General features: G+C 42.4%; 23 protein-coding genes and 1 riboswitch. Of the genes, 12 read left to right on the forward strand and 11 right to left on the reverse strand.

Features of this window, described 5'->3' with window-relative positions; all coding sequences use genetic code 11:
• Positions 1–178: 178 nt before the first annotated feature.
• A complete protein-coding gene (locus tag BS1321_RS08680; RefSeq protein WP_063234845.1) occupies positions 179–1,054 on the reverse strand; it encodes a nucleotidyltransferase-like protein in 876 nt (291 codons plus the stop codon).
• Positions 1,055–1,230: 176 nt separating this feature from the next.
• Here BS1321_RS08680 and BS1321_RS08685 point away from each other — a divergent pair, with 176 nt between their 5' ends.
• The gene (locus tag BS1321_RS08685) at positions 1,231–1,584 is read left to right on the forward strand and encodes a YgzB family protein (protein ID WP_063234844.1); all 354 of its coding nucleotides are present in this window, start codon (positions 1,231–1,233) and stop codon (positions 1,582–1,584) included.
• Positions 1,585–1,679: 95 nt separating this feature from the next.
• Here the strand turns inward: BS1321_RS08685 and perR are convergent, their stop codons facing one another.
• The 5 genes from perR to BS1321_RS08710 all read right to left on the reverse strand — a co-directional run bounded on the left by perR (position 1,680) and on the right by BS1321_RS08710 (position 5,446).
• Complete coding sequence (gene perR / locus BS1321_RS08690; protein ID WP_063234843.1) at positions 1,680–2,123, reverse strand: peroxide-responsive transcriptional repressor PerR; 444 nt, start codon at positions 2,121–2,123, stop codon at positions 1,680–1,682.
• A gap of 156 nt (positions 2,124–2,279) precedes the next feature.
• Complete coding sequence (locus BS1321_RS08695) at positions 2,280–3,224, reverse strand: D-2-hydroxyacid dehydrogenase (RefSeq protein WP_063234842.1); 945 nt, start codon at positions 3,222–3,224, stop codon at positions 2,280–2,282.
• Positions 3,225–3,360: 136 nt separating this feature from the next.
• Positions 3,361–4,482, reverse strand: a complete 1,122-nt coding sequence (locus tag BS1321_RS08700) for an aminopeptidase (RefSeq protein WP_063234841.1) — start codon at positions 4,480–4,482, stop codon at positions 3,361–3,363.
• 11 nt (positions 4,483–4,493) lie between these two features.
• Positions 4,494–4,964 carry a thioredoxin-dependent thiol peroxidase gene (gene bcp, locus BS1321_RS08705; RefSeq protein WP_063234852.1) on the reverse strand — a complete coding sequence of 157 codons (471 nt, stop codon included), beginning with the start codon at positions 4,962–4,964 and terminating at the stop codon, positions 4,494–4,496.
• A 62-nt stretch (positions 4,965–5,026) separates the two neighbouring features.
• The gene (locus BS1321_RS08710; protein ID WP_063234840.1) at positions 5,027–5,446 is read right to left on the reverse strand and encodes a potassium channel family protein; all 420 of its coding nucleotides are present in this window, start codon (positions 5,444–5,446) and stop codon (positions 5,027–5,029) included.
• A gap of 243 nt (positions 5,447–5,689) precedes the next feature.
• A riboswitch (cobalamin riboswitch) is annotated at positions 5,690–5,881 on the forward strand.
• Between the two features lie 142 nt (positions 5,882–6,023).
• On the opposite strand from BS1321_RS08710, the gene metE reads away from it, so the two are divergent.
• Both metE and BS1321_RS08720 read left to right on the forward strand, forming a co-directional pair.
• Positions 6,024–8,330, forward strand: a complete 2,307-nt coding sequence (metE, locus tag BS1321_RS08715; protein WP_174524189.1) for a 5-methyltetrahydropteroyltriglutamate--homocysteine S-methyltransferase — start codon at positions 6,024–6,026, stop codon at positions 8,328–8,330.
• The gene (locus BS1321_RS08720; RefSeq protein ID WP_063234838.1) at positions 8,327–8,803 is read left to right on the forward strand and encodes an acyl-CoA thioesterase; all 477 of its coding nucleotides are present in this window, start codon (positions 8,327–8,329) and stop codon (positions 8,801–8,803) included. The genes metE and BS1321_RS08720 overlap by 4 nt, the downstream gene beginning before the upstream one ends.
• 41 nt (positions 8,804–8,844) lie before the next feature.
• Here BS1321_RS08720 and BS1321_RS08725 read toward each other — a convergent pair whose 3' ends face one another.
• Genes BS1321_RS08725 through BS1321_RS08735 form a run of 3 tightly spaced genes read right to left on the reverse strand, consistent with a single transcriptional unit; the run spans position 8,845 to position 11,482 of the window.
• Positions 8,845–9,630 (reverse strand): ABC transporter permease, encoded by a 786-nt coding sequence (locus BS1321_RS08725; protein WP_063234837.1) that lies wholly within the window; start codon positions 9,628–9,630, stop codon positions 8,845–8,847.
• A 4-nt stretch (positions 9,631–9,634) separates the two neighbouring features.
• Positions 9,635–10,426 carry an ABC transporter permease gene (locus BS1321_RS08730; RefSeq protein ID WP_063234836.1) on the reverse strand — a complete coding sequence of 264 codons (792 nt, stop codon included), beginning with the start codon at positions 10,424–10,426 and terminating at the stop codon, positions 9,635–9,637.
• Between the two features lie 48 nt (positions 10,427–10,474).
• The gene (locus tag BS1321_RS08735; RefSeq protein WP_063234835.1) at positions 10,475–11,482 is read right to left on the reverse strand and encodes an ABC transporter ATP-binding protein; all 1,008 of its coding nucleotides are present in this window, start codon (positions 11,480–11,482) and stop codon (positions 10,475–10,477) included.
• 150 nt (positions 11,483–11,632) lie between these two features.
• On the opposite strand from BS1321_RS08735, the gene BS1321_RS08740 reads away from it, so the two are divergent.
• From BS1321_RS08740 to BS1321_RS08755, 4 genes are all read left to right on the forward strand, one after another.
• Entirely contained in the window at positions 11,633–11,953 is a 321-nt protein-coding gene (locus BS1321_RS08740; RefSeq protein WP_063234834.1) for a hypothetical protein, read from the forward strand.
• A gap of 144 nt (positions 11,954–12,097) precedes the next feature.
• Positions 12,098–13,387 carry a glutamate-1-semialdehyde 2,1-aminomutase gene (locus BS1321_RS08745; RefSeq protein ID WP_063234833.1) on the forward strand — a complete coding sequence of 430 codons (1,290 nt, stop codon included), beginning with the start codon at positions 12,098–12,100 and terminating at the stop codon, positions 13,385–13,387.
• A gap of 339 nt (positions 13,388–13,726) precedes the next feature.
• On the forward strand, positions 13,727–18,199 hold the full coding sequence (locus BS1321_RS08750; protein WP_063234832.1) for a glutamate synthase-related protein: 4,473 nt from the start codon (positions 13,727–13,729) through the stop codon (positions 18,197–18,199).
• 306 nt (positions 18,200–18,505) lie between these two features.
• Positions 18,506–19,597: an FUSC family protein gene (locus tag BS1321_RS08755; protein WP_063234831.1), complete on the forward strand. Its 1,092-nt coding sequence runs from the start codon at positions 18,506–18,508 to the stop codon at positions 19,595–19,597.
• 57 nt (positions 19,598–19,654) lie between these two features.
• Here BS1321_RS08755 and BS1321_RS08760 read toward each other — a convergent pair whose 3' ends face one another.
• The gene (locus BS1321_RS08760; protein WP_063234830.1) at positions 19,655–20,113 is read right to left on the reverse strand and encodes a MarR family winged helix-turn-helix transcriptional regulator; all 459 of its coding nucleotides are present in this window, start codon (positions 20,111–20,113) and stop codon (positions 19,655–19,657) included.
• Positions 20,114–20,434: 321 nt separating this feature from the next.
• Between BS1321_RS08760 and BS1321_RS08765 the strand changes: the two genes are divergently transcribed.
• From BS1321_RS08765 to BS1321_RS08785, 5 genes are all read left to right on the forward strand, one after another.
• A complete protein-coding gene (locus BS1321_RS08765; RefSeq protein ID WP_063234829.1) occupies positions 20,435–21,073 on the forward strand; it encodes a biotin/lipoyl-containing protein in 639 nt (212 codons plus the stop codon).
• A gap of 40 nt (positions 21,074–21,113) precedes the next feature.
• Positions 21,114–22,733 carry a DHA2 family efflux MFS transporter permease subunit gene (locus BS1321_RS08770; protein ID WP_063234828.1) on the forward strand — a complete coding sequence of 540 codons (1,620 nt, stop codon included), beginning with the start codon at positions 21,114–21,116 and terminating at the stop codon, positions 22,731–22,733.
• An 18-nt stretch (positions 22,734–22,751) separates the two neighbouring features.
• Positions 22,752–23,282, forward strand: coding sequence for an NAD(P)H-dependent oxidoreductase (locus BS1321_RS08775; protein WP_063234827.1), 531 nt, complete (start codon positions 22,752–22,754; stop codon positions 23,280–23,282).
• A gap of 13 nt (positions 23,283–23,295) precedes the next feature.
• The gene (locus BS1321_RS08780; RefSeq protein WP_063234826.1) at positions 23,296–23,643 is read left to right on the forward strand and encodes a hypothetical protein; all 348 of its coding nucleotides are present in this window, start codon (positions 23,296–23,298) and stop codon (positions 23,641–23,643) included.
• Between the two features lie 293 nt (positions 23,644–23,936).
• On the forward strand, positions 23,937–24,857 hold the full coding sequence (locus BS1321_RS08785) for an EamA family transporter (protein WP_063234825.1): 921 nt from the start codon (positions 23,937–23,939) through the stop codon (positions 24,855–24,857).
• An 87-nt stretch (positions 24,858–24,944) separates the two neighbouring features.
• Here BS1321_RS08785 and BS1321_RS08790 read toward each other — a convergent pair whose 3' ends face one another.
• On the reverse strand, positions 24,945–26,693 hold the full coding sequence (locus tag BS1321_RS08790; RefSeq protein WP_063234824.1) for an ABC transporter ATP-binding protein: 1,749 nt from the start codon (positions 26,691–26,693) through the stop codon (positions 24,945–24,947).
• Between the last annotated feature and the right edge of the window lie 35 nt (positions 26,694–26,728).

The following is a 26,728-nucleotide window of genomic DNA, read 5'->3' on the forward strand; positions in this document are numbered from 1 at the left end:
ATTTCGTTGTCGTTTACTTCGTAAGCGACTTTTACATCTTATCATGTCTTCAACTCTGTTGTCAACATGTTTTTTAAGTTTTTTTGTTTTGATGAAGCTGCGAAAGCTGATGTCCCGCAGCGACATGTATTAATATAACACCTATATTATTAATGGTCAACAACAAAATCGAATTTTTTTAAAAGTTTTTTGACACCCGATAAAACCGATGATATACCTCGTTCCCTTTTGTCTCCGCTTTGATGACGTCAATTACCTTCTTCTCTATCAAATATTCCAATAAAACACCTAGGTCGACTGAATAAAACTTAACTTCCGGATGATCCATAAGCTCCGCAATCGTCCACGGATCTTCTTTCGTCCCCATTATTTCAACCAAATGCTGTGAACCTGCATTCGTCCTCGAATAAATAAGAAATTCACTAGCAAGGAATAGTAGCTCCAATCTTTTTTCGAGAGTTTCCTCACTGCTGATCAATTCTTTATACAGCTTGTAGATTTCAGGTTCCATATGCTTCACTTGGTTCCAGACCGTAACCTCCGGATAAAAGCCTTGTTCAATTATTTCCAAACGGGCCAAGTGATGCAGTGAATGAACGATATGGTTGTATGCCTCAAGATAATGGCCTTTTTCAAAGAAGCTTTTCCCATCCATGTACCTGCGAATTAACTTCGCGAATTCCATCCCCATCTTTAACTTCCTTCCATAGAAGGGGAACTCCCGAATTTCGGTTTTCAAACGGTCCAAATATTCATTCCGATCAAAAAGGACCTTCCCGTTATATATCCAGTCAACCACTTTGCGGTTCGTCCCTAATAGGAGCCATTCTTTTAATTGATCTTCCTTTACGATATGCAAGGCTGCCTTTTTATCCTGGTAAGTGTAATGTTTTAAAAACACGGCCTCTTCGGCTTCGTCTGCTATTACAAAAAGAATGTAGTCAAATGTATCGGTAATCGGGCTATTATCATCTCTTTTTTCTATTAACAAGATTCCAAGTGTAGATTTTAAACTTGCTCGCTCTTGATAAATCGGGCGAAGGATATCTTCCATCATAAATTCCTCCAAAACCTTTTTTTTTTAGACTTTCGACAAAACTCTTCAATTTCCTGCTTATTTCCCTTACCCCAAACCAATTCAATTCAAAAGTAATATGTATCCTTAATTTCTTTTTTGTTCCATCCATTGTTTATGTTATAGTTAAAGTTATATTTTAGGAGGGACAATCCATGGCTAAATATTCTAGCAAAATCAATAAAATACGTACTTTTGCTTTGAGTTTGATTTTCATTGGCTTTATCGTAATGTACCTTGGGCTATTCTTCAAAACGCACCCTGTTGTCATGACGATTTTCATGGGTCTGGGCCTTTTATTCATAATCGCAAGCACCGGCGTTTATTTTTGGATTGGAATGCTTTCTACAAAATCAATCCAGGTTGTCTGCCCTAACTGCGGCAAACCTACAAAAATACTAGGGCGTGTAGATATTTGCATGCATTGTGAAGAACCATTGACACTTGACAGAAAGTTGGAAGGCGAAGAATTCAACGAAAAATATAACCGAAAAAGCCTGCATGACTAGGTCGCCTAACTTAATTCCCTTTCAAGAAGTCTTTAACAATTGTATCATTTCTTCATAACATAAAAAAAAGTTCCAACCAAGTGGAGGAACTTTTTTTAATGCGATTCTTTTTTCGCACAATCCGTACAATCGCCGTAGATTTCCATCCGATGGTGACTAACATTGAAACCGGTGACTTGTGCTGCGAAATGCTCGACTTCATCCAATGCAGGATAATCGAAATCCACAATTTTTCCGCAAGTTTGGCAAATTACGTGATAATGATTCGTCGTCACGAAATCAAACCTTGCTGAAGAATCACCATACGTAAGTTCTTTTACCAAACCTACCTCACGGAAAACACGCAGGTTGTTATAAACCGTTGCCACACTCATATTCGGAAACTTGCCTTCCAGCGCTTTATATATATCATCAGCGCTAGGGTGGGACATGGAGCTTATCAAATACTCAAGTATCGCATGGCGTTGAGGAGTTATTCTTACACCGGTATCTTTTAAGGAATCCAACGCTTCTTTTAACTGAACTTCAGACACCGTCATCCACCTCTTTTTCTCATTAAGTATGAATTCTTAAATTATAATATTTATAAATAGTGTACCTTTTATGCGTTGAATTTGTCAATAATTCAATGGCTTAACCATTCTTTTTTAGTTTATTCATGAACACAGTGAATCTTTCCCATTTTTGCATTGAGTTTAGTATCCCCTAGATAAGTCAATTACGTTGGTGAAGTCTTTTCCAGCTTTCATGTATTCACGCATGTTTTTTTCGAAAATGGCAAAGGTTCTTGGTAAATATTCTCCGCTTTTACTTGATAGATGCGGTGTGACTGTAACATTCTCCATCTTCCAAAACGGATGCCCTTTTCCTAAAGGTTCCGGATCAAATACATCCAAGATGGCATGAGACAATTCCCCAGCATCCAGGGCTTCGATCAACTCTTCATCGTTAATCAGGTCACCGCGGCCAATATTCACGAATACTGCAGATTCTTTCATTACTTTAAAGTGTTCTTTTTGCAAAAAGCCCTTCGTTTCATCCGTACTTGGCAAGACTGATACGATATAATCGGCTCCCGGTATGGCTTCCAATAAATTATCCATGGTATAAAGGTAATCGATGGATTCCACTGGTTTCCCGCTCCGGTTCACTCCCATCGTCGTCATCCCAAAAGCTTTCCCAAGACGAGCCACTTCCCCTCCAATTGCACCGACACCAATAACGATCATAGTCTTGCCATTCAATTCCCCTACTTCAATCTTTCTATCCCACAGTTCTTCCTTTTCATTCTTCATAAGCAATTTCAATTTCTTTTCATATTGCAAAAGCATTCCTATCGTATACTCAGCCATTGGGATTTTATGAATGCCTCTTGCGTTGGTCACCAGAATGCCACGTTCCTCAATGGCTTTAAATGGCATTAATTCCATCCCTGCACTCATGACCATGATCCATTTCAAGTTCGCCGCTTTCCCAATGATTTCTTCAGTTAAGTCTTCACCATATGTAATTAAGATTTCCGCTTCACGAAGCGGGCCATCCGTCCATCCTTTTTGATAAATGAAGTTCAATTCAGGAAAAGCTTCCATCATCTTCGTTTGGATGCCTTCATTCGGAATGACAGTTGAAAGTATTAACATGTTTATCTCTCCCTTTTAATTAACATAAAAAAACACGGGCTCTATGTGTCCCGCGCAACTTTCTCTGAGGAGGTATTCCCTTAATAAAGCATATTCAGGTGTCCCCTTTTTGAGTTGGACAAAAGCCTTACCCTTATTAAAAAAGGCTTAATTTTAAAGAATTTGGGTTTAATGCATGTAATTCCGGCAAAATGAAAACGCCATCCCTTCTGATCAGGACGTCGTCAAAATAGATGTCACCACCACCATATTCGGGACGCTGGATCAAGACCATATCCCAATGTATCGATGAACGGTTTCCATTATCAGCTTCTTCATAGGCAAGTCCAAGAGCCAAGTGCAGACTCCCGCTTATTTTCTCATCGAACAAGATATCGTCCATAGGTTCCAATATGTATGGATTGATTCCAATTGCAAACTCCCCGATAAACCGGGACCCCTCATCAATATTAAGAATTTGGTTCATTTCAGAGTCACGATTGGATGTCGCTTTAATGATTTTTCCCTTTTTAAAGTTTAATTCTATTTCACTAAAGGTGATTCCTTCATAGGTTGTTGGTGTGTTGAAGGCTATCCTTCCATTGAGACTATCTTTTATGGGTGCCGTAAAAACTTCTCCATCCGGTAAATTCTTTTTTCCGGCACATATGATGGCAGGCATATCTTTGATGGAAAAGGTCAAATCTGTCCCAGGTGAAACGATCCTGACTTTGTCAGTTCGTTCCATCAATTGTTTTAACGGTTTCAAGGACGCCTCCATTTTCCCGTAATCCATGGTGCATACGTTCAAAAGGAAGTCTTGGTACCTATCGAAGGTCATGCCGGCTTTATGCGCGGATGCGTTGGTGGGATAATTAAGCAAGACCCAACGTCGGTTGTTTACATAGAAAAGAGTGGGGGATTTCATTGCCTCCCCTTGAAGACGGTGCCTCTCGATGGGAACATCAGTCATTTCCACATCGTTTTCTTCCCCTGTGATGATGATGACTGCATCGATATCCCTATATTTCTTCAAGGCCCATTGCGAAGATATGTCAAGTTGTTCCTTCACATTCCCTTGTAACAGGTGGCGGCTTATCTCATCGTCTTCGAGTTCTACATATGGATAAGCACCAACTCTGTATATTTCATCAATCAGTTCTTTCAATAATGGTTTCGTGTTGATATGCCCCCGTATGAGGATTCTCTCTTTTGGCTGTAATTGTATCGAATGATGAATCAGCCTGGCTGCAAGCTTCGTTATTCGCTCATCCTTCATCTGCCTGTCCCTTATTTTTCGAGGTCGCGAAGAGTTTCAAGCGCTTCTTCGACGTGGCCTTTGACTTTTACTTTACGCCATTCTTTGACTACCTTACCAGACTTATCAATCAGAAAAGTTGAACGTTCAATGCCCATATACTCCTTGCCGAAGTTCTTTTTCAATTGCCAAACATCAAATGATTCAGCCGCTTCATGATTTTCGTCAGCCAGCAGCAGAAAAGGCAATCCATGTTTCTCGATGAATTTTTCATGACGTGCCGCTGGATCTGGGCTGATACCAATGATTACAGCGTTCAATTCCTCGAATTGCTCATTATGGTCCCGGAAATCACAGGCCTCCGTCGTGCAGCCTGGCGTCATGTCTTTTGGATAGAAATATAAAACAATGTATTTCCCCTTAAAATCCGATAGCGATACCATTTCGCCATTGTTTGCAGGGAGTTTGAAATCAGGTGCTGTTTCACCAATTTTAACAGTCATATTGAACCCTCCATTTTTTTCATTATGGTAAGAGTACCCAATAATCGAAAGAAAAACAACTTTCATTTATCCCTCCTATCTTTCTGCTCCAGATCGATCACCGTCCGAATCACGAACGCTGCCGGCAGTGTATACCCGATGAAAGCCTGAATGGTAGCTATCATCCTGCCCATGCCAATTGGGGCTATATCTCCATACCCCACAGAAAACATCGTCATCGCACTAAAATAAAAAGAAGTCTTCAACTGTTCATAGAAAGTGCCATCCAATCGATTGCCCATATCAAGAATCACCGAATGATTCTGAAGCTCGTATAATAAATAAATCAGTGCAAACCCAACTAATATCGTCGCATATAAATTGCCAAGCCACAGCATATCCTCCAGAGAAAATTTCTTTCCTCCCGACTCAACAAGAAATAACGTACGAATGCTCATCACCATGCAAAAAATGATTCCTGCAATCAAGATGTAGAAAGTCATCCCCCACGCCCCATTTCAAAACGCCACTCCCTCTATACATACTCCCTGTCCAAACAATATATTCTTTTTTAGGAACAGACCTCAGCCTTATACCCACACTTCCAATTAACGGTTACAATTCCCGAATCTTTTTTCCATGTTGACCCTTTTGGTCGGATATGTTACGATTGTCTAAATTTTTATAATAGTTTTTATTTTATAAATCTTTGACCTGCAAACAGTTATCAAGGCAGGTTTTGCAAAATTTCATATGTGGAAATAGGTTCCTAATTTTCATTAGGATTAAAAGGGAAGTCCGGTGTAATTCCGGCACGGTCCCGCCACTGTAATGGGAATGTTAGCGCCATCCAATATGCCACTGATCAAAGGATCGGGAAGGCCCGCCGCTAATGATATTCCCTAAGTCAGGAGACCTGCCTATTTCGACAACACTGTTTTAACCTACGGGAGATAGGGAGGTGTTAGGGACCTTATAATTGTAAGGGGCATTCTGCCTCTTTATTTTAAGCATTTCTAACTTTCTCTTTTGACGGTTAGGGATGCTTTTTTTATTGATCAAACAAATGAATGTAGGAGGATGGGAATTTTGAAAAGCAGTAGTTTGGGTTACCCTCGAATCGGGGAAGATCGTGAATGGAAACGTACATTAGAAGCTTACTGGTCCGGAAAAATCGATGAAGCAGAATTTACGGCACAACTAAAAGCCATCCGTTTAGGCAACTTACAAAAACAGAAGAAACGAGGCATTGATATCATTCCTGTCAACGACTTCACTTTCTATGATCAAATGCTGGATATGTCCGTAATGTTCGGTCTTGTTCCTGAGCGTTATTCAGCTTATGAAGGCGGGAGCGTTCCCCTTTCCGTTTATTATTCAATGGCTCGCGGAAACAATGATGAAGTCGCTTCCGAAATGACGAAATGGTTCAATACGAACTATCACTATATTGTCCCTGAATTAAAACTGTCACAGCTGACTTTAACAGAAAATAAACCACTTGCAGCATATCGGGAAGCCAAGGAAAAGCTAGGGATTGAAACTAAGCCCGTGTTGATCGGACCTTATACTTTCATCTCCCTTTCCAAAGGCTTCAATAAACAAGAAATCCCTGGCATCATCCTGAGCCTGCTTCCCCTATACACGCAAATCCTGCGGGAGTTGGAGCAAGAAGGCGTGAAGTGGGTTCAAATGGACGAACCTTCTCTTGTTTCATCCATTTCCAAAGATGATATGCAAACTGTTACTTACCTCTATGAAAAACTGAATGAAGCAGCACCAAACCTGAACATCATGCTACAAACATACTTTGATGCCGTGGAACATTACCAAGAAGTCATCGAATTACAAGTCCAAGGAATCGGTCTTGATTTTGTACATGATAAGGGGAGGAATCTAAGTAATCTTGAAGCATTCGGTTTCCCGAAGGACAAAGTGCTTGCTGCAGGTGTGATTGACGGAAAAAATATTTGGCTATCTGATTTATCGAAAAAAATCCAATTGATCGAGACTCTTAAGAAAAAGGTAGCCGAAGACCAAATTTGGCTTCAGCCCTCTTGTTCCCTGCTTCATGTCCCGGTGACCGTTCGTAATGAAACCGCCCTTTCAAAAGAAGTGAAAGAGGCCCTTGCATTCGCTGATGAGAAACTTGAGGAAATCACACTCTTGGTCAAAGGGAATAATCAAGGCTTTGAAGCAATTGCCGAAAAAGTCGATGCAAATAAATTTACGGTTCAAACGTTAGCAAGTTCAAATGCACGGAATCACGGGAGTGTACAATCCAATGTCGAAAAGGTTAAAACCAGGACCTCCGGCCGTCAGCTTCCATTTAAAGAACGTTACCAAAAACAACAGGAATTTTTCAAATTGCCTTTTCTTCCTTCGACTACGATCGGTAGCTTTCCGCAGACACTTGAAGTTAAACAAGCACGCGGGAAATTCAAAAGAGGAGAATGGACCGCTTCGCAATATGAAACATTCGTTAACGAAGAAATCGGCAGGTGGATCGAAATCCAAGAAGAAATCGGTTTGGATGTTCTCGTTCACGGGGAATTCGAACGGACGGATATGGTTGAATACTTCGGCCATAAGTTAGGCGGATTCGTCTTTCTAGAAAAGGGTTGGGTACAATCCTATGGATCCCGCTGCGTGAAACCACCAGTCATCTACGGCGACATCCATTTCATCGAACCGATGACAGTCAGGGAAAGTGTATACGCACAATCCCTTACGAAGAAGACGGTAAAGGGAATGCTTACAGGTCCTGTTACGATTTTGAACTGGTCATTTGTCCGTGATGATACTTCCAGGGAGAATGTTTGCTATCAGCTGGCACTCGCTTTAGAAAAAGAAGTCATTGCATTGGAATCCGCTGGAATTAAAATGATTCAGGTTGATGAGCCTGCACTTAGAGAAGGTCTGCCATTGAAAAAAAGCGATCGCGATGAGTATTTGAACTGGGCTGTAAATTCATTCTTGATATCCACATCAAGCGTGGAGGATACAACCCAAATTCACACGCATATGTGCTATTGCGACTTCAACAGTTTCATGGATGTCATCTCCTCCCTCGATGCCGATGTAATTTCCATCGAAACATCCCGTAGTCATGGGGAGCTTGCTTCGGCATTCGAGGAAAAAACATATGAAAAAGGTATTGGCCTGGGTGTGTATGATATTCACAGCCCGCGTGTGCCGGCAGTGGAAGAAATGGTCGATATGATTGAACGGGGCATCAAGGTATTGGATAAAGACCAGTTTTGGATCAATCCCGACTGCGGCCTGAAAACAAGGGGTATCCCGGAAACCGTCGCTTCCCTGAAAAACATGGTCGAAGCAGCAAAAATCGTCCGTGAAAATCTTTTAGCTAAACCAACAGGCAAATGATTGAAAAGAACGTTGCCCATCCAACACAGCAGTCACTGTCTTTTTTAACCGACCTTGTTTTTCCACCGGATACAAATCATCACAATACCATCTTTGGTGGAAAAGTAATGGCATATGTTGATAAAATAGCCTGCATTTCAGCTATGCGTCATTGTCGAAAACCCTTTGTGACTGCTTCAAGCGACTCTTTTGATTTTTTGGCCCCCATCAAGACAGGGGATGCGATCAACCTTGAAGCTTATGTCACCTGTGCTCATCGCACATCAATGGAGGTATTCGTGAAAGTGGAGCGTGAGAACCTATTAACAGGTGAAAAACAGCTTACCGCACGCGCTTTTTTAACGATGCTGGCCATTGATGAAGACGGTAAGCCGACAAACGTACCTCAGGTCATACCGGAAACGGAAGAGGAAAAGCAGCAATATATTCAAGCACAAGCAAGATATATTGAAAGAAAGAAAAAACGGAACTAAACAAAAACCCCTTCAACATGAATGCTGTTGAAGGGTTTTTTTTAGTTCCCTGCCCCGCGGTACCTCTTCACTCCCTGATTCCATATGAAAACGGATATCACGAAAAAGGCAACCCCAATTACAGGTGTGGCAAATGCATATGCATACCACTCTTCTTTTCTAAGGAAATAAGATGCCGGATAGACACCAACAAACGCGAATGGCAGCACCCATGTAAGGACAAAACGGATGACCTTATTATAAATATCAACAGGATATCGCCCGTAGTTCCCGATATTGTACATCATTGGCATGATGGATGTTTTCGCATCCGACCAGAACCCAATGCTTGCTATCGCAACGAAAATTGCTGCATAAGCTAGGGCCCCGCCTATTGCAAAAATGATGAAAAGAATCGGGTCATACCAAGTAAGCTGCAAATCCAATGAAATCCCCGAATAGAATATAATGATCAAACCGGTCACAACACCAAATAACGCTTCTAGCTCGATTCTTTCTAAAATGACTTGAAACAGGCTATGTATCGGTCTTGTTAATATCCGGTCCATTTCACCTTTGACGATATAGCGGTCATTAAAATCCCAGATGTTGAAAAAGGCAGAAAAAAGGGCGAATGGGATAAGGAAGAATCCATAAATGAATATGATTTCTTCACGGCTCCAGCCGCTTAAAAACTGGGTATGTCCAAAAACGACTAAGATAAATACCAGATTCACGACCTGATTCAGCAGGTCCGATAGGATTTCCATGAAAAAATCGGCTCTATATTGCAATCTTGTTTTCATATATTGACTCACATATTGAAAAAACATCGATACATAAAACATCCCGTCAACCTCCTTGAATAATCAGCTGTTTTTTTGCGACTATCCATAAAAGCTGAATCGGTATTATGAGAATGATGCACCAAATTAACTGCTGTAAAAGCGCCATGCCAATTTCGCCTGAACTGTACCCGTTCGTAAAAATCATGCTTGGTACATAACTGATCCCTTGAAAGGGCAAATATTTCATCACTTCCTGCGCCCATATCGGATAGAAACTGATGGGCAGCAGCAGACCGGAAAATAAATCAATGATAACCCTTTTAGCCCGGATCAATCCGGCATTATTATATAAGAAAAAGGTAGTGATTCCCGTCAATAAGTTAATTTGTGTATTGATGATGAAGCTGAACAGCAAGGAAATGCCGAATATCCCCCACGTAGCCGGCTCGTGCGGCAATTCGATAGGAAAAATGAAAGCTACCAGCAGCATTCCTGGAATCGAGAAGAAAAAGAAACGGAATATCCCTTCCCCAAGTCCTTGCATCGTTTTCATGCCTAAATAGTTATAAGGCCGGATCATTTCAATGGCGACCTTGCCGTCTTTAATTTCAGTGGCGATTTCGCGGTCAATATTATTGAAATAAAAAGCGCGCGCCATCCATGCAACCGCGACATAGGTTGTCATCTGCATACCTGAAAGTCCTTCGATGGAGCTTTTTTCTCCATATATCGCATTCCATAAGAAATAATAAGCACCGATATTAATGCTATAAATTAAAATGCCGGTATAATAATCCGTTCGATACGCAAGCATCATCAAAAAACGCATGCGGATCATTGCAAGATACTTCCCCATGGCCCTCCCCCTTCTTGATAGACACGTTGTTTCTTAATGATAAGAGAGTCAGACAGTGCCTTCTTCGTAAATGTTTCGAACAATCTCTTCAATGGAAGTTTCATGGATTTTGATGTCCTTTATTTTAAAATGAGATACAACAGCCGAAACAAGCTGTGAAATATGATCACTTTCTTCTTTTAACAAGGCAATGTATGTTTGATTTTTCTCATCATAAACCCAGTTAGCGGTAAATGGGAGCGCTAATGATTGCAATTCCTTCAATGCGATCGGCTCGATGAATTGAAAATGGATCTGTTTTTCCTCAGCCCAGTTATCTTTTAAACTCTGCAATTCACCATCATAAATGATTTGTCCTTCATCAAGCATGATTACGCGCTCACATAATGCTTCAATGTCTCCTAAATCATGGGTAGTCAAAAGGATTGTCGTATTATATTTTTCATTGATTTCTTTCAGGAACTCACGAATCTTCATTTTCACGAGTACATCAAGTCCAATCGTCGGCTCATCCAGGAACAGCAAAGGCGGATTGTGGATCAAGGCTGCCGCAAGCTCGCAGCGCATTCGCTGACCAAGTGAGAGTTTACGCACTGGTTTGTCCAGCAAAGGTCCGATATCAAGCGTCTTGATGACATGTTCCATATGATCGTTATATTGTTCATCCGTTACCTTATAGACCTTTTTTAGCAGCCTAAAGGATTCTTGAACTGCAATATCCCACCAAAGCTGTGAGCGCTGACCGAATACGACTCCGATTGTCTGAGTGAACTTTTCCCTTTCTTTATGCGGATTCATGCCATTGACCGTGATTTCACCTGCTGTCGGTTCCAAAATACCAGTGAGCATTTTGATCGTGGTCGATTTCCCTGCACCATTTTCCCCGATATAAGCTACCATCTCACCCTTTTTTACAGTAAAATTGATATCATTGACGGCAGGGACGATTTTATAATTTCTGGTAAGTAAATCCCGGAAGGCACCCTTTAGCCCTGTACGGCTTGATGCCGACTTAAATTCCTTCCGAAGCTGTTTCACTTGAATTGCATCACTCATCCTGTTACATCCTCCGTAATCTCTTGTCCTAATGAATTAGTTTATCCAACCTAACCTTTTTAGACAATAAAAATGCTTGGATGCCATATACCATTTTCAGGGAGAAATGATCGTTGTACCAGATACATATATAAAGGAGACGAGTATGCTATGAATATCAAAAGATTATTACTATCCCAAATCGAAAAGGTCGTTATCGACCTCCGATATGACTTCCTTTATGAAGATGAATACGGGGAATTGTTATGCCAAGTCATCCAAAGGGATTCCAGCGGATCGATCGAAAGCACCCCCATAAGTTTCCACCTTCGTATTAATGAAGAAAAAGGAACCGGTCACCTAATCTATTATCAAGCCCAGGGCGAAATGAACCGCCAATCCTTCGACATCGAAAACCCTGCCACCATCTTGGCCATTCTTACTTTCATAACCGAAGTTTTGGGATCCGGCCCCATTTCCCAAACAAAATGATGGCCCGGAATCCGGATGCTTCTAGGGCTGCAGCGGTTCCATCAGGGGACGAATCACATTTACCAGCCTTCCACCCCAGATTTACGGACGGAAAAGTGCTATGATTAAGGGGATATATGTTTATATTTATAGGAGGTTTTAAGATTGGATTTTAGTAATTCGGAGCTTTTACATAAAGAGGCATTGGAACATATCGTTGGCGGGGTTAACAGCCCATCCCGTTCTTACAAAGCCGTAGGCGGCGGTTCACCAGTTGCGATGGATCATGCCAAAGGGGCTTATTTCTGGGATGTCGACGGCAATAAATATATCGATTATTTAGCTGCATATGGCCCGATCATTACAGGGCATGCGCATCCACATATCACGGATGCTATCGTTAAAGCAGCAGAAACGGGCGTTTTATACGGCACCCCGACAAAACATGAAGTGAAATTTGCCAAAATGTTGAAAGAAGCCATACCATCCATGGATAAAGTCCGCTTCACCAATTCAGGCACCGAATCAGTCATGTCCACAATCCGTGTTGCCCGCGCTTACACAGGACGCGATAAGATCATCAAGTTTGCAGGCTGTTACCACGGACACTCCGACCTTGTTCTCGTCGCTGCAGGTTCCGGCCCGTCCACTCTAGGAACACCGGACTCTGCCGGTGTTCCAAAAAGCATCGCACAAGAAGTCATCACGGTACCTTTCAATGATATCGAGTCATTTAAAGAAGCGCTTGATAAATGGGGCAATGAAATTGCAGGCGTGCTTGTTGAACCGATCGTCGGCAACTTTGGAATCGTGGAACCAAGCCCTGGCTTCTTGGAAGAAGTCATTTCATTATCTCACGAAGCCGGATCACTCGTCATTTTCGACGAGGTCATCACAGCGTTCCGCTTCATGTATGGAGGGGCACAGGACTTCTTGGGAATTCAACCCGATTTGACCGCGCTTGGAAAAATCATCGGGGGCGGGCTTCCTATTGGTGCCTATGGCGGTAAAAAAGAAATCATGGAAACTGTCGCCCCGCTAGGACCAGCTTATCAAGCAGGTACGATGGCAGGAAATCCTGCTTCCATGCTTTCCGGGATAGCTTGCTTAGAAGTACTTAAAGAAGAGGGTCTGTACGAAGAGCTTGACCGGCTGGGAAAAATCCTTGAAGAAGGTATCCTGAAAGCGGCTCACCAATATAATGTCCCGATCACCATCAACCGTCTTAAAGGGGCATTGACGATCTATTTCACGACAGAAAAAATTGAAAACTATGAGCAGGCGGAAAATACGGATGGCGAAATGTTCGCTAAGTTCTTCAAACTCATGCTCAATCAGGGAATCAATTTGGCACCATCCAAATACGAAGCCTGGTTCTTGACAATTGCTCACACGGATGATGATATCGCTTATACTCTAAAAGCGGTTGAACATGCATTCAAAAACCTATTATAATAAATCGAATCAGCATAATTATGCATTTTTTATACACCCTCAGGATGTACATCAATCCTGAGGGTTTCCTATTTACCTGTAATAAATCTTTAATATTAGCATTTAAAGCCACTTCTCACAAAAATCCCATCATTCAAAGCATCCATCCCATTGTATAAAAAATTGATTTCTGAATATTTAAATGATATGATATGGATACATTTATATACATTTATACACTATCTTTCAATCTATCAAAACTTGGACTATTGTTCGGGTTTACTAATATTTCCCCCATTAAACACATGCTACAGGAGGTGAAAGGCAGAGAATAAGGGTAACCTTATTCAAGCCACATATATGACCCAACAATGGACACCTGCTACATTCAAAGAATTTCACAAGGAAGAACATGATGCCTGCGGAATTGTTTCCTGCATCGAAAAAAAGAAGATCCCTACTAACGAAAACATCTTTGCCTGTATCGACGCCCTGGTTAAAATGAACCATCGCTGCGGCTTCATCAATGGTGAGGGCGATGGCGCCGGCATCCATATCGATATTCCCCGGGCTCTTTGGAAAAAGAAGCTTGAAGCGGTAAATGTCGATTCAGGCATCGTCGATCAAGATTCCTTTATAGTCGGCCACTTATTTTTAAGCAAAAAAACAGAAGCTAACGACTTAAAAATCGAAGTTAAGGAGAAACTGCTCCAACATGGTCTCTCATTGATATTCGAAACGGATAAAGCCTACCGTTCCGAGGCATTGGGACCGATTGCCATTCAAGAAGACCCAGTGTTCTGGCAATTTGCCTGTTCCTCCACCATCAATAACAACCAGGAGCTTTCAAATGTTCTTTTTGAGCTGACTTCCGACATCGAAAAAAGTGATTTCATCCATGTTGCATCTTTAAGCCAGCATCATGCGGTATACAAAGTGATGGGCGCTGGGGATACGCTCCCTGCCTATTATCTTGATCTTGCCGATCCTTTGGCTGCCTCCACCATGACACTGGGACATAATCGTTTTTCAACTAATACTCTATCAAGCTTCTTCCGGGTCCAGCCTTTCAGTGTACTTGGTCATAATGGCGAAATCAATACCATCGCCAAATTGCGTGATGAAGCGAAAATGATCGGAGTTCCCATCGCTAAAGATGGAAGCGACTCACAGGATTTAAACAAGACGATCGAAACTTTCATCTGCCGTCATGGCTACTCTTTATTTGAAGCTGTCGATCTTATGTTTCCGCCAATCATCAATGAAATCAAGGAATATCCCGAGCACTTACAAGACTTATATACGTATTTAAGGGAAGCATGGGGTCATTTTGCACAAGGTCCGGCAGGCATCATCTCCCGTTTCGGCGATGAAGCCGTGTTCTCTGTCGACTCTTTAGGCTTGCGCCCACTATGGAATATTGAAACGGAATCATCCTATATGTTCACTTCCGAACCAGGAATCATCCCTTCCAGTGAATATACCGGAGATCCGAAACCGATGGGTCCAGGGGAAAAAATAGGTTTGAAATGGAACGGCGACCGTATAGAATTGTACACATACAAGGATTACCAGGATAAAGTATTTGAACTCTTCAATGATCGTTTCGTCCTTTCCAATGACCGAGTCCGCTTACAGCCCCAAGTTTTTGAAAAGGTTGTTTCCATGACAAACACGCAAGCCATTCATAATGGGCAGTATAAAGCCTTTGGGTGGGAAAGGGAGCATGTCCAATTAGTGGAACAGATGGCCGAAAAAGGCGCTGAGCCCATTCGTTCACTTGGTCACGATGCGCCACTGGCAGCACTTAATCCCCAACGGACCAACATTGCTGATTTCATCAAGGAAAGTGTGGCCGTTGTAACCAACCCAGCGATCGACCGGGACCGGGAAACCGAGCATTTCTCAACAAGAACGATCATCGGGAAACGTCCTTCCCTTTTCGAAGCGAATAAGGCAGGAAATGTTACGGAGCTGCTGACTCCCTTATTGATTGAAGGATCAACTGGTTATGAGTGTTCATCTATCGTATCGCAGCCAAGCTATGATCAGTTCATTAAATATAACCAAGATCAAAAACTCGTGCATTTCATTTCAAGCACGTTCAAAGAGGATGAAAACATCACGGATGCCTTGACCAGGATTACGGATGAAAGTGTCAATGCAGTGGATGAAGGAAAAACGCTGCTCGTTCTGGATGATGCCCTTGCCCATCAAAACGGCAACCTTTGGCTTGATCCACACCTCGTCACTTCAGCCGTCGATCAAGCGTTGGTCCGCACAGGCAAGCGCCGTGATTGTTCCATCCTTTTACGTTCAGCATCGCTAAGATCATTGCATGATATCATCGTTTCTTATGGTCTTGGGGCCAACTTAATCAGCCCCTATTATATGTTCCTTTCCTTATCTTCAGAAGACCTCAAGGGGGTTACCAATCTATATAACTCCTTGACGAAAGGCCTTGAGAAAGTCATCTCCACCATTGGCATTCATGAGCTGCGCGGCTATGGAAGACTTTTCTCAAGCATCGGTTTACATGAGGAAATCGCGAAATATTTAAATGTGGCTAACTTCTTCGGATCCAATGATCTGGACTATAATTTTGATAAAATCAAGGCAGATGCCATCCAGCGTGCAGAAGATTACGGCAATGAAAAAGAACGGATGGGAAAGACCTTTCATTTATTTCCTAGAATTTGGAAGTCTATCGGGGAAGTTGCTTCAACCGGGGACTATGATGCTTATCGTGAAAAGATCACTGAACAGGAAGAATCCAATCCTACGGCGATCCGTCACTTGACATCATTAAAAACTTCAGATGCTTCCATCCCTTCTGAAGAAGTCAGTCTTTCGGTCGGCGAACAGGAAATGCCGTTCGTCATAGCCTCTATGTCCTTTGGATCACAAAATGAGATTGCTTTCCGGGCCTATGCAGAAGCTGCCGAGAGGTTAGGCATGATCAGCATGAATGGTGAAGGCGGGGAAATCAAGGATATGCTGGGCAAGTACCCGAAATCCCGCGGACAGCAAATCGCTTCCGGCCGCTTCGGTGTCAATGCAGAACTCTTGAACTCTTCAAATCTATTGGAAATTAAAATTGGGCAAGGGGCAAAACCTGGTGAAGGCGGTCACCTTCCCGGTTCCAAGGTCACAGCGAAAATCGCAGAAGCCCGAAATGCAACAATCGGTTCCGATTTGATCTCCCCTTCCAATAACCATGATATATACTCAATTGAAGATTTGGCCCAAATGATCCATGAGCTGAAAACGGCAAATGACAAAGCAAAAGTCGCCGTCAAAGTACCGGTCGTTCCAAACATTGGTACGATTGCTGTGGGCGTCGCAAAAGCTGGGGCCGATATCATAACGCTTTCTGGTTTTGATGGCGGAACGGGTGCAGCCAGGATCCATGCACTCGCACATGTCGGTCTACCAGTTGAGATAGGTGTGAAAGCGGCCCATAATGCTCTGCTTGAGTCAGGTATTCGTCAGAATGTTGAAATTTGGGCTGATGGTGGGTTAAAAAGCTCGATGGATGTATTGAAGGTCATGCTGCTTGGCGCAAACCGTGTAGGTTTTGGGACCCTTTCGATGATAGCCGTCGGCTGTACAACATGCCGTGGATGTCACCTTGATACCTGCCATGTGGGCATCGCCACTCAAATTGAATCGGAAGCGCAGGCGAAAGAACATGGGCTGCGCCGATTTGTTCCACGAAAGTTTGATTTAGCCGTTCAGGGATTAACGAATATGTTCAGTGCATTTGCAAAAGAACTCAAATCTTTGACAGGATCACTTGGGGTGAAGAATCTTCAGGATATCGTCGGACGTTCCGATTTGCTACAGCAAGTTAAAGGTCAACAATCATTGGATTTAACCTATTTATTGAAAAACCTGGATATAACACCGTTCTCACATAAAGAAACGGCGGCATATTTGAATGAAGGCTCCATGCAGGTAGCCGTTGGCGCTGAATATCTGGATTCGCATGTAGATGATCTGCAGCAATCCCGTAGCTATAGCTCGATCACTTCCGAGCAGCGTGTACTCGGCAGCAGGGTGTCCTGTCACCGCGTTAGGGGCAGATTGGATGGATCATACAAAAAACTTCCTCCCGTTCACCTATCCTACCAGGATGGTTCCATCCCGGGTAATGGTCTTGGGGCATACAATACGGAGGGAATTTCAATCAGCGTGAATGGCGGTGCCCAAGATGGTATTGGCAAAACATCGATTGGCGGAAATATTGCCATCTTTAAATCTCCCGGAAAAGATGGGAAGTTCTACAATGGCTCTGTCGGTAAGGGATTTGGTTACGGTGCACAGCATGGTCTTCTCATTGCCCAAGGTGATGCCGATGCCAGGGCGGGAATCCGGCTTTCCGGAGCGGATATGATCATTGGTGGCTTATTGAAACAACCGCTTCCTGAAAAGGAAAACGGTAATATTGCGGTTACTTCCAATATTAAGGGATTCGCTTTTGAATACATGACAAATGGAAGAGGTTTGGTTCTGGGTGATCCCGGTCCATGGATTTGCGCGGGGATGACAGGCGGTGTCGTTTATTTACGGCAACAGCCTGAATCTGGATTAACCAAAGAAGTCATTAAGAAACGGGTTGCTAAAGGGGCAAAGATTTCCATTGAGCCCCTATCCGCAAAAGGCCTGCAGGACGTGGCCGAACTTCTTGGCAAATACACTTCCCTCTTGAAAGATCATAGCCAAACCGAAGAAGCGGCCTCCTTAGAGGCACTGCTTCAAAATCCTGGAGAGCACTTCATACAGGTCGTTCCAGTTAAAGAACAGGCGGATCCTGCTGTTTCCACGGAGTGATGCCAAAAATATATTAAAAAAGGCTGATGCTCTTCAATTCGAGCATCAGCCTTTTCCAGTAAACGATGGAAAAACACAGTTGAAAGCAATCAAGAAATTGCCTAGCATTTCTTTATATATTAAACTTGATTTTAGCTATTGTAACTCTTAGGAAAATCCTGTATATTACTTTTTGTTTACATCTTCTTATTTTAGTGTAAAGTACTAACAAATAAGTTAGAATACAACTTTAAGCAAAAGCCTATATATAAATAGAGCCTTTTGTTACCAGATCAATTACAACACAAAGAAAGGATTAACCCATATATGAAGTTTGGTGCCCGCATTCTCAAAACAGGAATAGCAATTGTTTTAGCGCTTTATCTATCGGAACTGCTTAACCTTCCTGCTCCTGTCCTTTCTGGGATTGCTGCAATTTTTGCAATACAGCCGACCATTTACCGTTCATATCAAACGGTGTTGGAGCAAATTCAAGGAAATATCATTGGCGCATTGGTTGCTGTCTCCTTCGTTTTGTTGTTCGGAAATGATATTTTTATAATCGGCCTTGCCGTAATGGTTGTCATAACCATCAATTTAAAACTGAAAATGGATAAAACGATTGTCCTTTCCATCGTTACGGTCATTGCCATCATGGAAAGCCAGGACGGGGAATTCCTGAATTTTGCCTTTATTCGTCTCTCATCCGTTTTGCTTGGAATCGTTTCTTCGTTTATCGTGAATCTGGTCTTCATTCCTCCAAAGTACGAAGCAAAGCTTTATACACGCATTACAGATGTAACTGAAGACATCTTGAAATGGATCAGAATCAGCACTAGACATGCTACAGAACACACTTTATTGAAAAAAGACATCAGCCGATTGAAGGCGGAGTTACTCGACCTGGAACATATCTATTCCATGTACAAAGAGGAACGGGAATATTTCAAGAAGAACAGTGTAGCTAAAGCAAGAAAGCTTGTCGTTTATCGGCAGATGATCATAACGACAAAAAAAGCGTTTGAAACCTTGAAGAGAGTCCATAAATTCGAGAATGAAGTATATCAAATGCCTGAAGATTTCCAACGGAGCATCTTACAGCAGCTTGATTCCTTGATCCGCAAGCATGAACAGTTGATATTACTGCATATCGAAAAAATCAAGGCCATCGAGGAGATTGAAGATTGGGACCAGGATTGTTTAAGTCGTAAAGAGCTGCTCGCCCACTTTTTCGAACAGCAGAATCAAGTGGACGAAATGCATGATAATCTGGGCCATCTCTCTGCCCGCCTTGTACCATTGATTTCTGCAGTCATAGAATATGACGAACAATTGGAACATCTTGAAAAGCTGATCGTCAGCTTCCAGTCCTTCCATAAGGAAGATAACGAAATATCTGTCCAGTATGAAGAAGATTAAAAAAGACGGTTCCCCGGGAACCGTCTTTTTTCGTCTCTATTTAGAGCAGGCCCTCATTCAATCATCCAAAAGGTTCTTATCAGCAGCCTTTTCAATCGTATCCAATTTCTTCAAAAGATCCTGCAGCTCATCTTCTGAGAATGAGTTGAAGTTCTTGCCCATCAATTGGTTATGATCCGCAAGGACTCTCCCCAAAATCGCTTCCCCTGCCTCTTTCAATTCAAGATTGATGACTCTGCGATCCTTTTCAGATGGCTGCCGTTTCACATAATCCATTTCAACCAGCTTATCTACAAATACGGTAATCGCACTTGGCTTTACGGTTAAGAAGTCAGCCAGCTTGGTCGATTTGATCGACCCCTCTTTTTTCAATATCAATAATATGAAAAACTGAGGCGACGTTAATCCATAAGGCTGAAGATTTTTTGCTACGATGGCCCTAAGCTTCTTCCTAATCCGAAAAATCTGCATTTCTATACTATTAGTTACTTCCCATTTAAATTCCAGCCTTCTCACTCCTTATATAGGACAATCCTACCTCTTAAATTTAATTAAATGACATTCCATTGTCAAATTTACTTTCCATATATCCTTAAAACTAAAAAAAATTCAAATTTTTACTATATCACTGTATTTATTTCCCACTATTTTTCCGAATAAATTACATGACAAAAAATAATTAAACTGGTAAACTCTTTACTTAATAATATTAATACTTATAAAAATTAATATTTATTAAAATTAATAAATAAACTTTAGAATAGGAGGCGGTATCTTCTAGCTAATGAACGTTAATCAAAAGGGAATACATTATCAATATTTTTGGAGGCGAAACAAGTGAATAGAGGACGTTTAGTTTTAATCAATGTCATTGGTTTGGTTATTATAGTAGCGGTATTAGCCGGTGGGGCTTATTACTATTATGAAAGCACGAATTTCATTAAAACGGATGAAGCGAAAGTGTCGGGAGAGCTATATACCATCGTTGCCCCTGCTGCCGGTAAACTAGCAGATTGGGACTTACACGAAGGAGACAGCGTAAGTAAGGATGACAAAGTTGCCAATGTAACCACCTTAGACGGAAAAGAAGCAGTAAAAACCGCAGCACAAGGTACAATCGTTAAAGCACAAGTGCATGATGAGCAGCTTGTTCAAGCGGGTCAAACGCTAGCTCAGACCATCAATATGGATGATCTGTCCATAACGGCTAATATTGAAGAAAATAAATTGAAGGATATCGAAAAAGGTGACAGCGTCGATATTATCATCGATGGAGATCCCGAAACTGTCTTCGAAGGTACATTGGAACAGATCGGTTATGCCACAACGTCTGTCTTTTCAGTGATGGGCAATCAAAACAGCAGCGGAAACTATACGAAAGTCACTCAAAAAGTACCAGTTAAAATTTCCATCAAAGCACCATCCGATAAAGTTCTGCCTGGAATGAACGCAGAAGTGAAAATTTCAACTAAATAAGCAGGCTACACAGTTATACAGAAAGGAGGCTTTTCTTTAAATGGCTTCTCAAACCATCTCAGTAAATGAAAACAAGGGAATGAAACAGTTTGCCCCCATGTTAATTATCTTAATGCTAGGTTTGTTCATGGTCATTTTGAATCAAACCCTGCTTAGTGTCGCCATGCCGAGGATGATGGCAGAATTCAATGTAGCTGCGACTACGATTCAATGGCTATCAACTGGATTCATGCTCGTGAATGGAGCCTTGATTCCACTGTCCGCTTTTTTAATAGAACGGTTTGGCACACGGATTTTATTCCTTGCTGCCATGTTTCTATTCACCGTCGGGACATTCATCTGCGGCATCGCACCAAATTTCCCCGTCATACTTACAGGCCGGCTGATCCAGGCGGCTGGCGGCGGGATCCTGCAGCCATTGGTCATGACGATCATCCTTTTCATCTTCCCTCCGGAAATGCGCGGGAAAGGAATGGGAATCTTTGGACTCGCCATTATGTTTGCCCCTGCCATCGGCCCGACTTTATCAGGTTGGGTGATTCAGGAATATAGCTGGCGGGTCATGTTCTACGCCATGGTGCCATTAGGCATGATTGTCATGACACTCGCCTTTTTAAGTATGCGTAATGTGGCAGAACCAAAGAAAATCAAATTAGATTTGATGGGCGCCTCTCTATCCTTGCTAGGTGTTGCTTCATTACTTTACGGTGTCAGTGAAGCAGGTTCCAAAGGCTGGACGGATTCCATCGTTCTGGGAACGATCATCATTGGGCTGATACTCTTGACCCTATTTGTGGTTCAACAGCTAAAATCTGATACACCTATGCTTGACTTCCGTGTATTTAAGTACGACATGTTCGTATTATCGAATATCATTTCCGCCATCGTCACAGTGGCCATGTTTACCGGGATATTCTTATTGCCTATATATTTGCAGACTTTAAGAGGCTTTACACCAGTTCAATCCGGTCTATTGATGTTACCCGGGGCCCTTGTGATGATGGTGATGTCACCCATTTCAGGAGCATTATTTGACAAAATCGGACCTCGTCCATTAGCACTAATTGGTTTAGCGATTACTGCCGTCACAACCTTCGAATTCGCTAAATTGACTACGGAAACAACCTATTCGACTTTGGTCATCATCTATGCCATCCGCGCACTTGGAATGTCTTTACTGATGATGCCGATCATGACAGCTGGGATGAATCAGCTTCCTAAGCATTTAAATACACATGGTACGGCAATGAGCAATACGCTGAAACAAGTAACCGGAGCCATTGGTACGAGTTTTGTGACGACCATTTATACTACCCGTGCTTCTTTCCATGGAACTGCTTTAGGAACTGAAATGAGTACGAGTGATCCGGGTTTTGTTCAGAATTTCCAAACAATCGTTCAATCCATCATGAGTTCGATGAATCAAACTAGTGAACAGGCACAGGAAACTGCCATGTCGCTGATTTCTTCACAAATCCAGGGTCAAGCAAATGTGATGGGAATCAATGATGCATTCTTTTGGGCAACAGGCTTCTCAATTGCCGGTATCGTTCTCTCACTGTTTTTGCGTGACGTTCGGAAGGACAAAGCAATGAAAAAAGCTAAACAAGAACATTTGGATGTACCTTTGCTTCCTTCACCAGTAAAAAAATCGGTTTAATTAAATGGGGGAATTAAAATGAAGATCTATGTTGTATACGACAGTGAAGGTAACCATACGAAAGCACTTGCCGAATCAATAGCTCAAGGAGCCGCTGCGGTTCCTGGGGCTGAGGTTCTCATTGACCATGTAAACGAGGCGGATGTTTATAAACTTCAGGAAATGGATGCCATCATTTGGGGCTGTCCCGGTCATTTCGGCACCATCAGCTCGAGCTTGAAAACATGGATTGATAAACTTGGGTATCTATGGGCGGAAGGGGCGCTGATCAATAAAGTGGGTGCTGTGTTCTGTACGACGGCCACTGTACATGGCGGACTCGAGGCTACCATGCTGAACTTAATCACCCCTATGCTACATCAAGGCATGATCATTGTGGGCTTACCCGGCACTGTCCCGGAAAACGCCTTATATGGTTCCTACTATGGAGTAGGGATAAGCTGTCCGCCTGGTGTGGATGACAACATCACCAAAAATGACTTGCAGCTTGGAGAAGCATTAGGAAAACGGGTAGCCCATGTCACCCGTTCATTCATAAACGAGCTCTAGGAGGCTTGATTCAATGGGCATAATTCTAATAATCATCGTTGCCATATTAGCGGTTACGGGCTTGATCACATTCAATATCAAAGCCTTATCACCTGATGATAAGCCGCCGGTTGTCGAGGAAGAGAACTCGTTTGAAGATTCCACTTCCTCTTCTGTTGATGATCCCGTTACCGAAATCATCGTCCCAACAGACAATGATGAATTGAAAATGAAAGATCAGGATTATCGTTTGGCACTTTCCAAGCTTCACAATCAAAAGCCCAACGATGAGCCAACTGCAGAAAAAAAGCCTAATCTTCGCAAAATGAAAGACACGGAATACCGTGGTACATTGGAAGACTTGCAGCAAAATGGCGATTAAACACGTCCCCCCCATTCGGCATAATCGCCTCTTTGGGGGGTTTTCAATTACTATGCATGAAAGGAACATCTCCAACCTCTGCCACCGCCTCAGCTTAAAGATCGACTGCAGGCTTAACTTATTTTTCTGGTTGACAAATATTCACAAAGACTTTAAGCTAAGTTAATGCAACACAAACAATTTTTTAAACTCAGCTTTTGTTGAGAGACGGAATTTTAAAAGGATTTCCTTTTTTCGTTCGTCACTTGCCTTTTTGGCAGGTGGCGATTTTTATTTTTACAGGGGTGAAAAACATGCAACTTTTGAAGTATTCCATAATGGTCTTAATCGGTTCGATCTCATATGGTACATTATCCACCATGATCAAGTTTGGATTCATGGATGGCCATTCTTCTGGAGAACTGGTCGGCAGTCAATACCTCGTAGGTTGGCTGATTGTCTCCGTAATATTTCTTTTTTCGTTTAAATATAAAGTTTCATGGAAGAGTGCCGGATTACTTTTAATCACGGGCATGATGTCCACTTTCGTCGGAAAGGCATATGCCGTTTCCGTATCCGAGCTTCCCGCGTCAATTGCCGTTGTCTTTTTATTTCAATTTACCTGGATAGGCGTCCTTATTGAAAGTTTCTTAAATAAAAGACGCCCGGATAAAAATAAACTCATTGCCATTTTCGTCCTCTTCATCGGTACATTATTGGCAGGGGCGATCTTTGGTCAGCCTCTATCTGGCCTAAGCCTAAAAGGCGTATTGTTCGGACTATTGTCTGCTTTGCTTTTTGCGCTGTATATGTATTGCAACTCTCAATTCGCAGTTGGGGAATCTTCAATGAAACGGTTGTTTTTCATTGCAACGGGTGGCATGCTGACTGCTGTATTCACGACTAATCCCGTCACACTTGTGACGAATCTTGTCCAAACGAACCTATGGTACTACGGTCTGCTGCTCGGCACTTTGGGTGTTCTAGTTCCTTTCTTTTTCTTTGCTGTCAGTTTGCCAAAAGTGGGTGTCGGGCTTGGAACGATTCTTTGCGCAGCGGAACTGCCTTCAGCGATGGTCGTTTCCGTCATCTTCTTGAATGAACAGGTTACGTCACTGCAATGGTTCGGGATGTGCTTGATCATTGTCGGCATCGCCTTGCCTGTGGGAATAAAGCATCTTCCTCAACTCCTTCCTGACAGGAAAAAAACGCTTCATGAAAAAAGGATCTCATAAAGTGTATGCACCGGTACGTATAAGAATAAGAAAGACCATTCCTGTTAGCGGAATGGTCTTTCTTTTGTATATTATTTTCCTTTTCCCTTAAGAATCCAATTGTTGTACTTGAAATAGGTTGTAGTAATGCCCTTGCCTTTTCATAAGTTCTTCGTGTGTTCCCATTTCCGTGATTTCCCCATTATCGATATGAACGATCCGATCGGCATGGGTGATGGTTGATAACCGATGTGCCACAATGATGGTGGTCCGATTTTTCGCCAAAATATCCAGCGCCTCCTGGATATAGTGTTCACTTTCCAAATCCAATGCGGATGTGGCTTCGTCGAGAACAAGGATTGGCGGGTTTTTCAAAAATACCCTCGCAATGGCCACCCGTTGCTTTTGGCCTCCGGATAATTTAACTCCCCGCTCCCCGACTTTCGTTTCATACCCTTCTTTTAGACCCATGATGAAGTCATGGGCATTCGCCGCCTTTGCCGCTTCAACTACTTCTTCATCACTTGCATCAGGCCGTCCCATAAGGATGTTGGCCTTAACCGATTCACTAAATAAGATATTATCCTGTAGAACCATTCCTATTTTATCTCTTAGGCTGCGGACTTGATATTTACGGATATCCGTCCCATCCAATAATACCCTTCCCTCCGTCACATCATAGAAACGGGAAATCAAACTGACAATCGAGGATTTCCCGCCGCCGCTCATCCCAACAAGTGCAATGGTTTCCCCTGGTTTAACATCCAAATTTATATGTTTCAAAACTGGTGCCTCTTTCTCGTCATAAGCAAACGATACATCCTGAAAGGTTATTCGGCCATCCACATGCTTCAGCTCTTTCGCCCCTGGTTCGTCATCGATATCATACTTCTCATCCACAAACTCAAAAACCCTGTCCATGGACGCCAATGTCTGGGTCATTGTCGTCGAAGAGTTAACTAAACGTCTGAGGGGATTATATAACCGGTCTATGAAACCGACGAAAGCAACCATGGTACCCAATGACAATTGTTCATGAATGACCTGATAACCGGCAAAGCCTATCACGAGCAGGGGGGCAATATCCGTGATCGTATTCACGACAGCAAATGACTTAGCATTCCAGCTAGTATGCTTTAGGGCCTTATCGAGGAAATTCTTGTTCTGCTTCGCAAACAATTCCTGTTCCCTGTCTTCTATCGCAAAGCTTTTGATGACTGACATCCCTGAGACCCGTTCATGAAGGTGACTCTGTACATCCGCTAACGCTTGGGACCGAATCCTTGTATAGGTTCTCAGCTTGCCAAAGAAATGCTTGATCGAAAATGCATAAAATGGAAGCATGATGATGGATACAATGGTTAACTTCACGTCCATCGTAAACATGATGACTATCACTATGATGATCGTTGCGATATCGAGCCAAAGGTTCATCAGACCCGTGATGACAAAGTTCTTCGTTTGTTCCACATCCGTGATCATCCTTGAAATGACCTCGCCCACCCTTGTATTGGAATAATATTTAAAACTCAGTTTCTGTATATGAGTAAATAAATCATTACGAATATCATATAAGATTTTCGTTCCGGTCCATTGAGCAAAATATTGACGGTAATACTCAATCGGCGGTCTAACTGCAACGAAAATGAATATCATGATAGCCATTGCCCATAAAAGGCGTTCGGATTTCACGGCTTTGGACAGGTCACCATTTCCGATGATGTCATCCACTATATACTTACTGAGCAATGGAAGCAAAAGCGGAATCGCGAACTTTAGCAATCCAATCAGTACCGTTCCGATTATCTGCCATTTATATGGTTTGACGAATTGCAAATATCTCTTAATGCTCCCCACGGAATCCCTCCTTTTCTGAATCATTAAATCCAAAT

This window comes from Peribacillus simplex NBRC 15720 = DSM 1321 (assembly GCF_002243645.1).
Classification (GTDB): domain Bacteria; phylum Bacillota; class Bacilli; order Bacillales; family DSM-1321; genus Peribacillus; species Peribacillus simplex.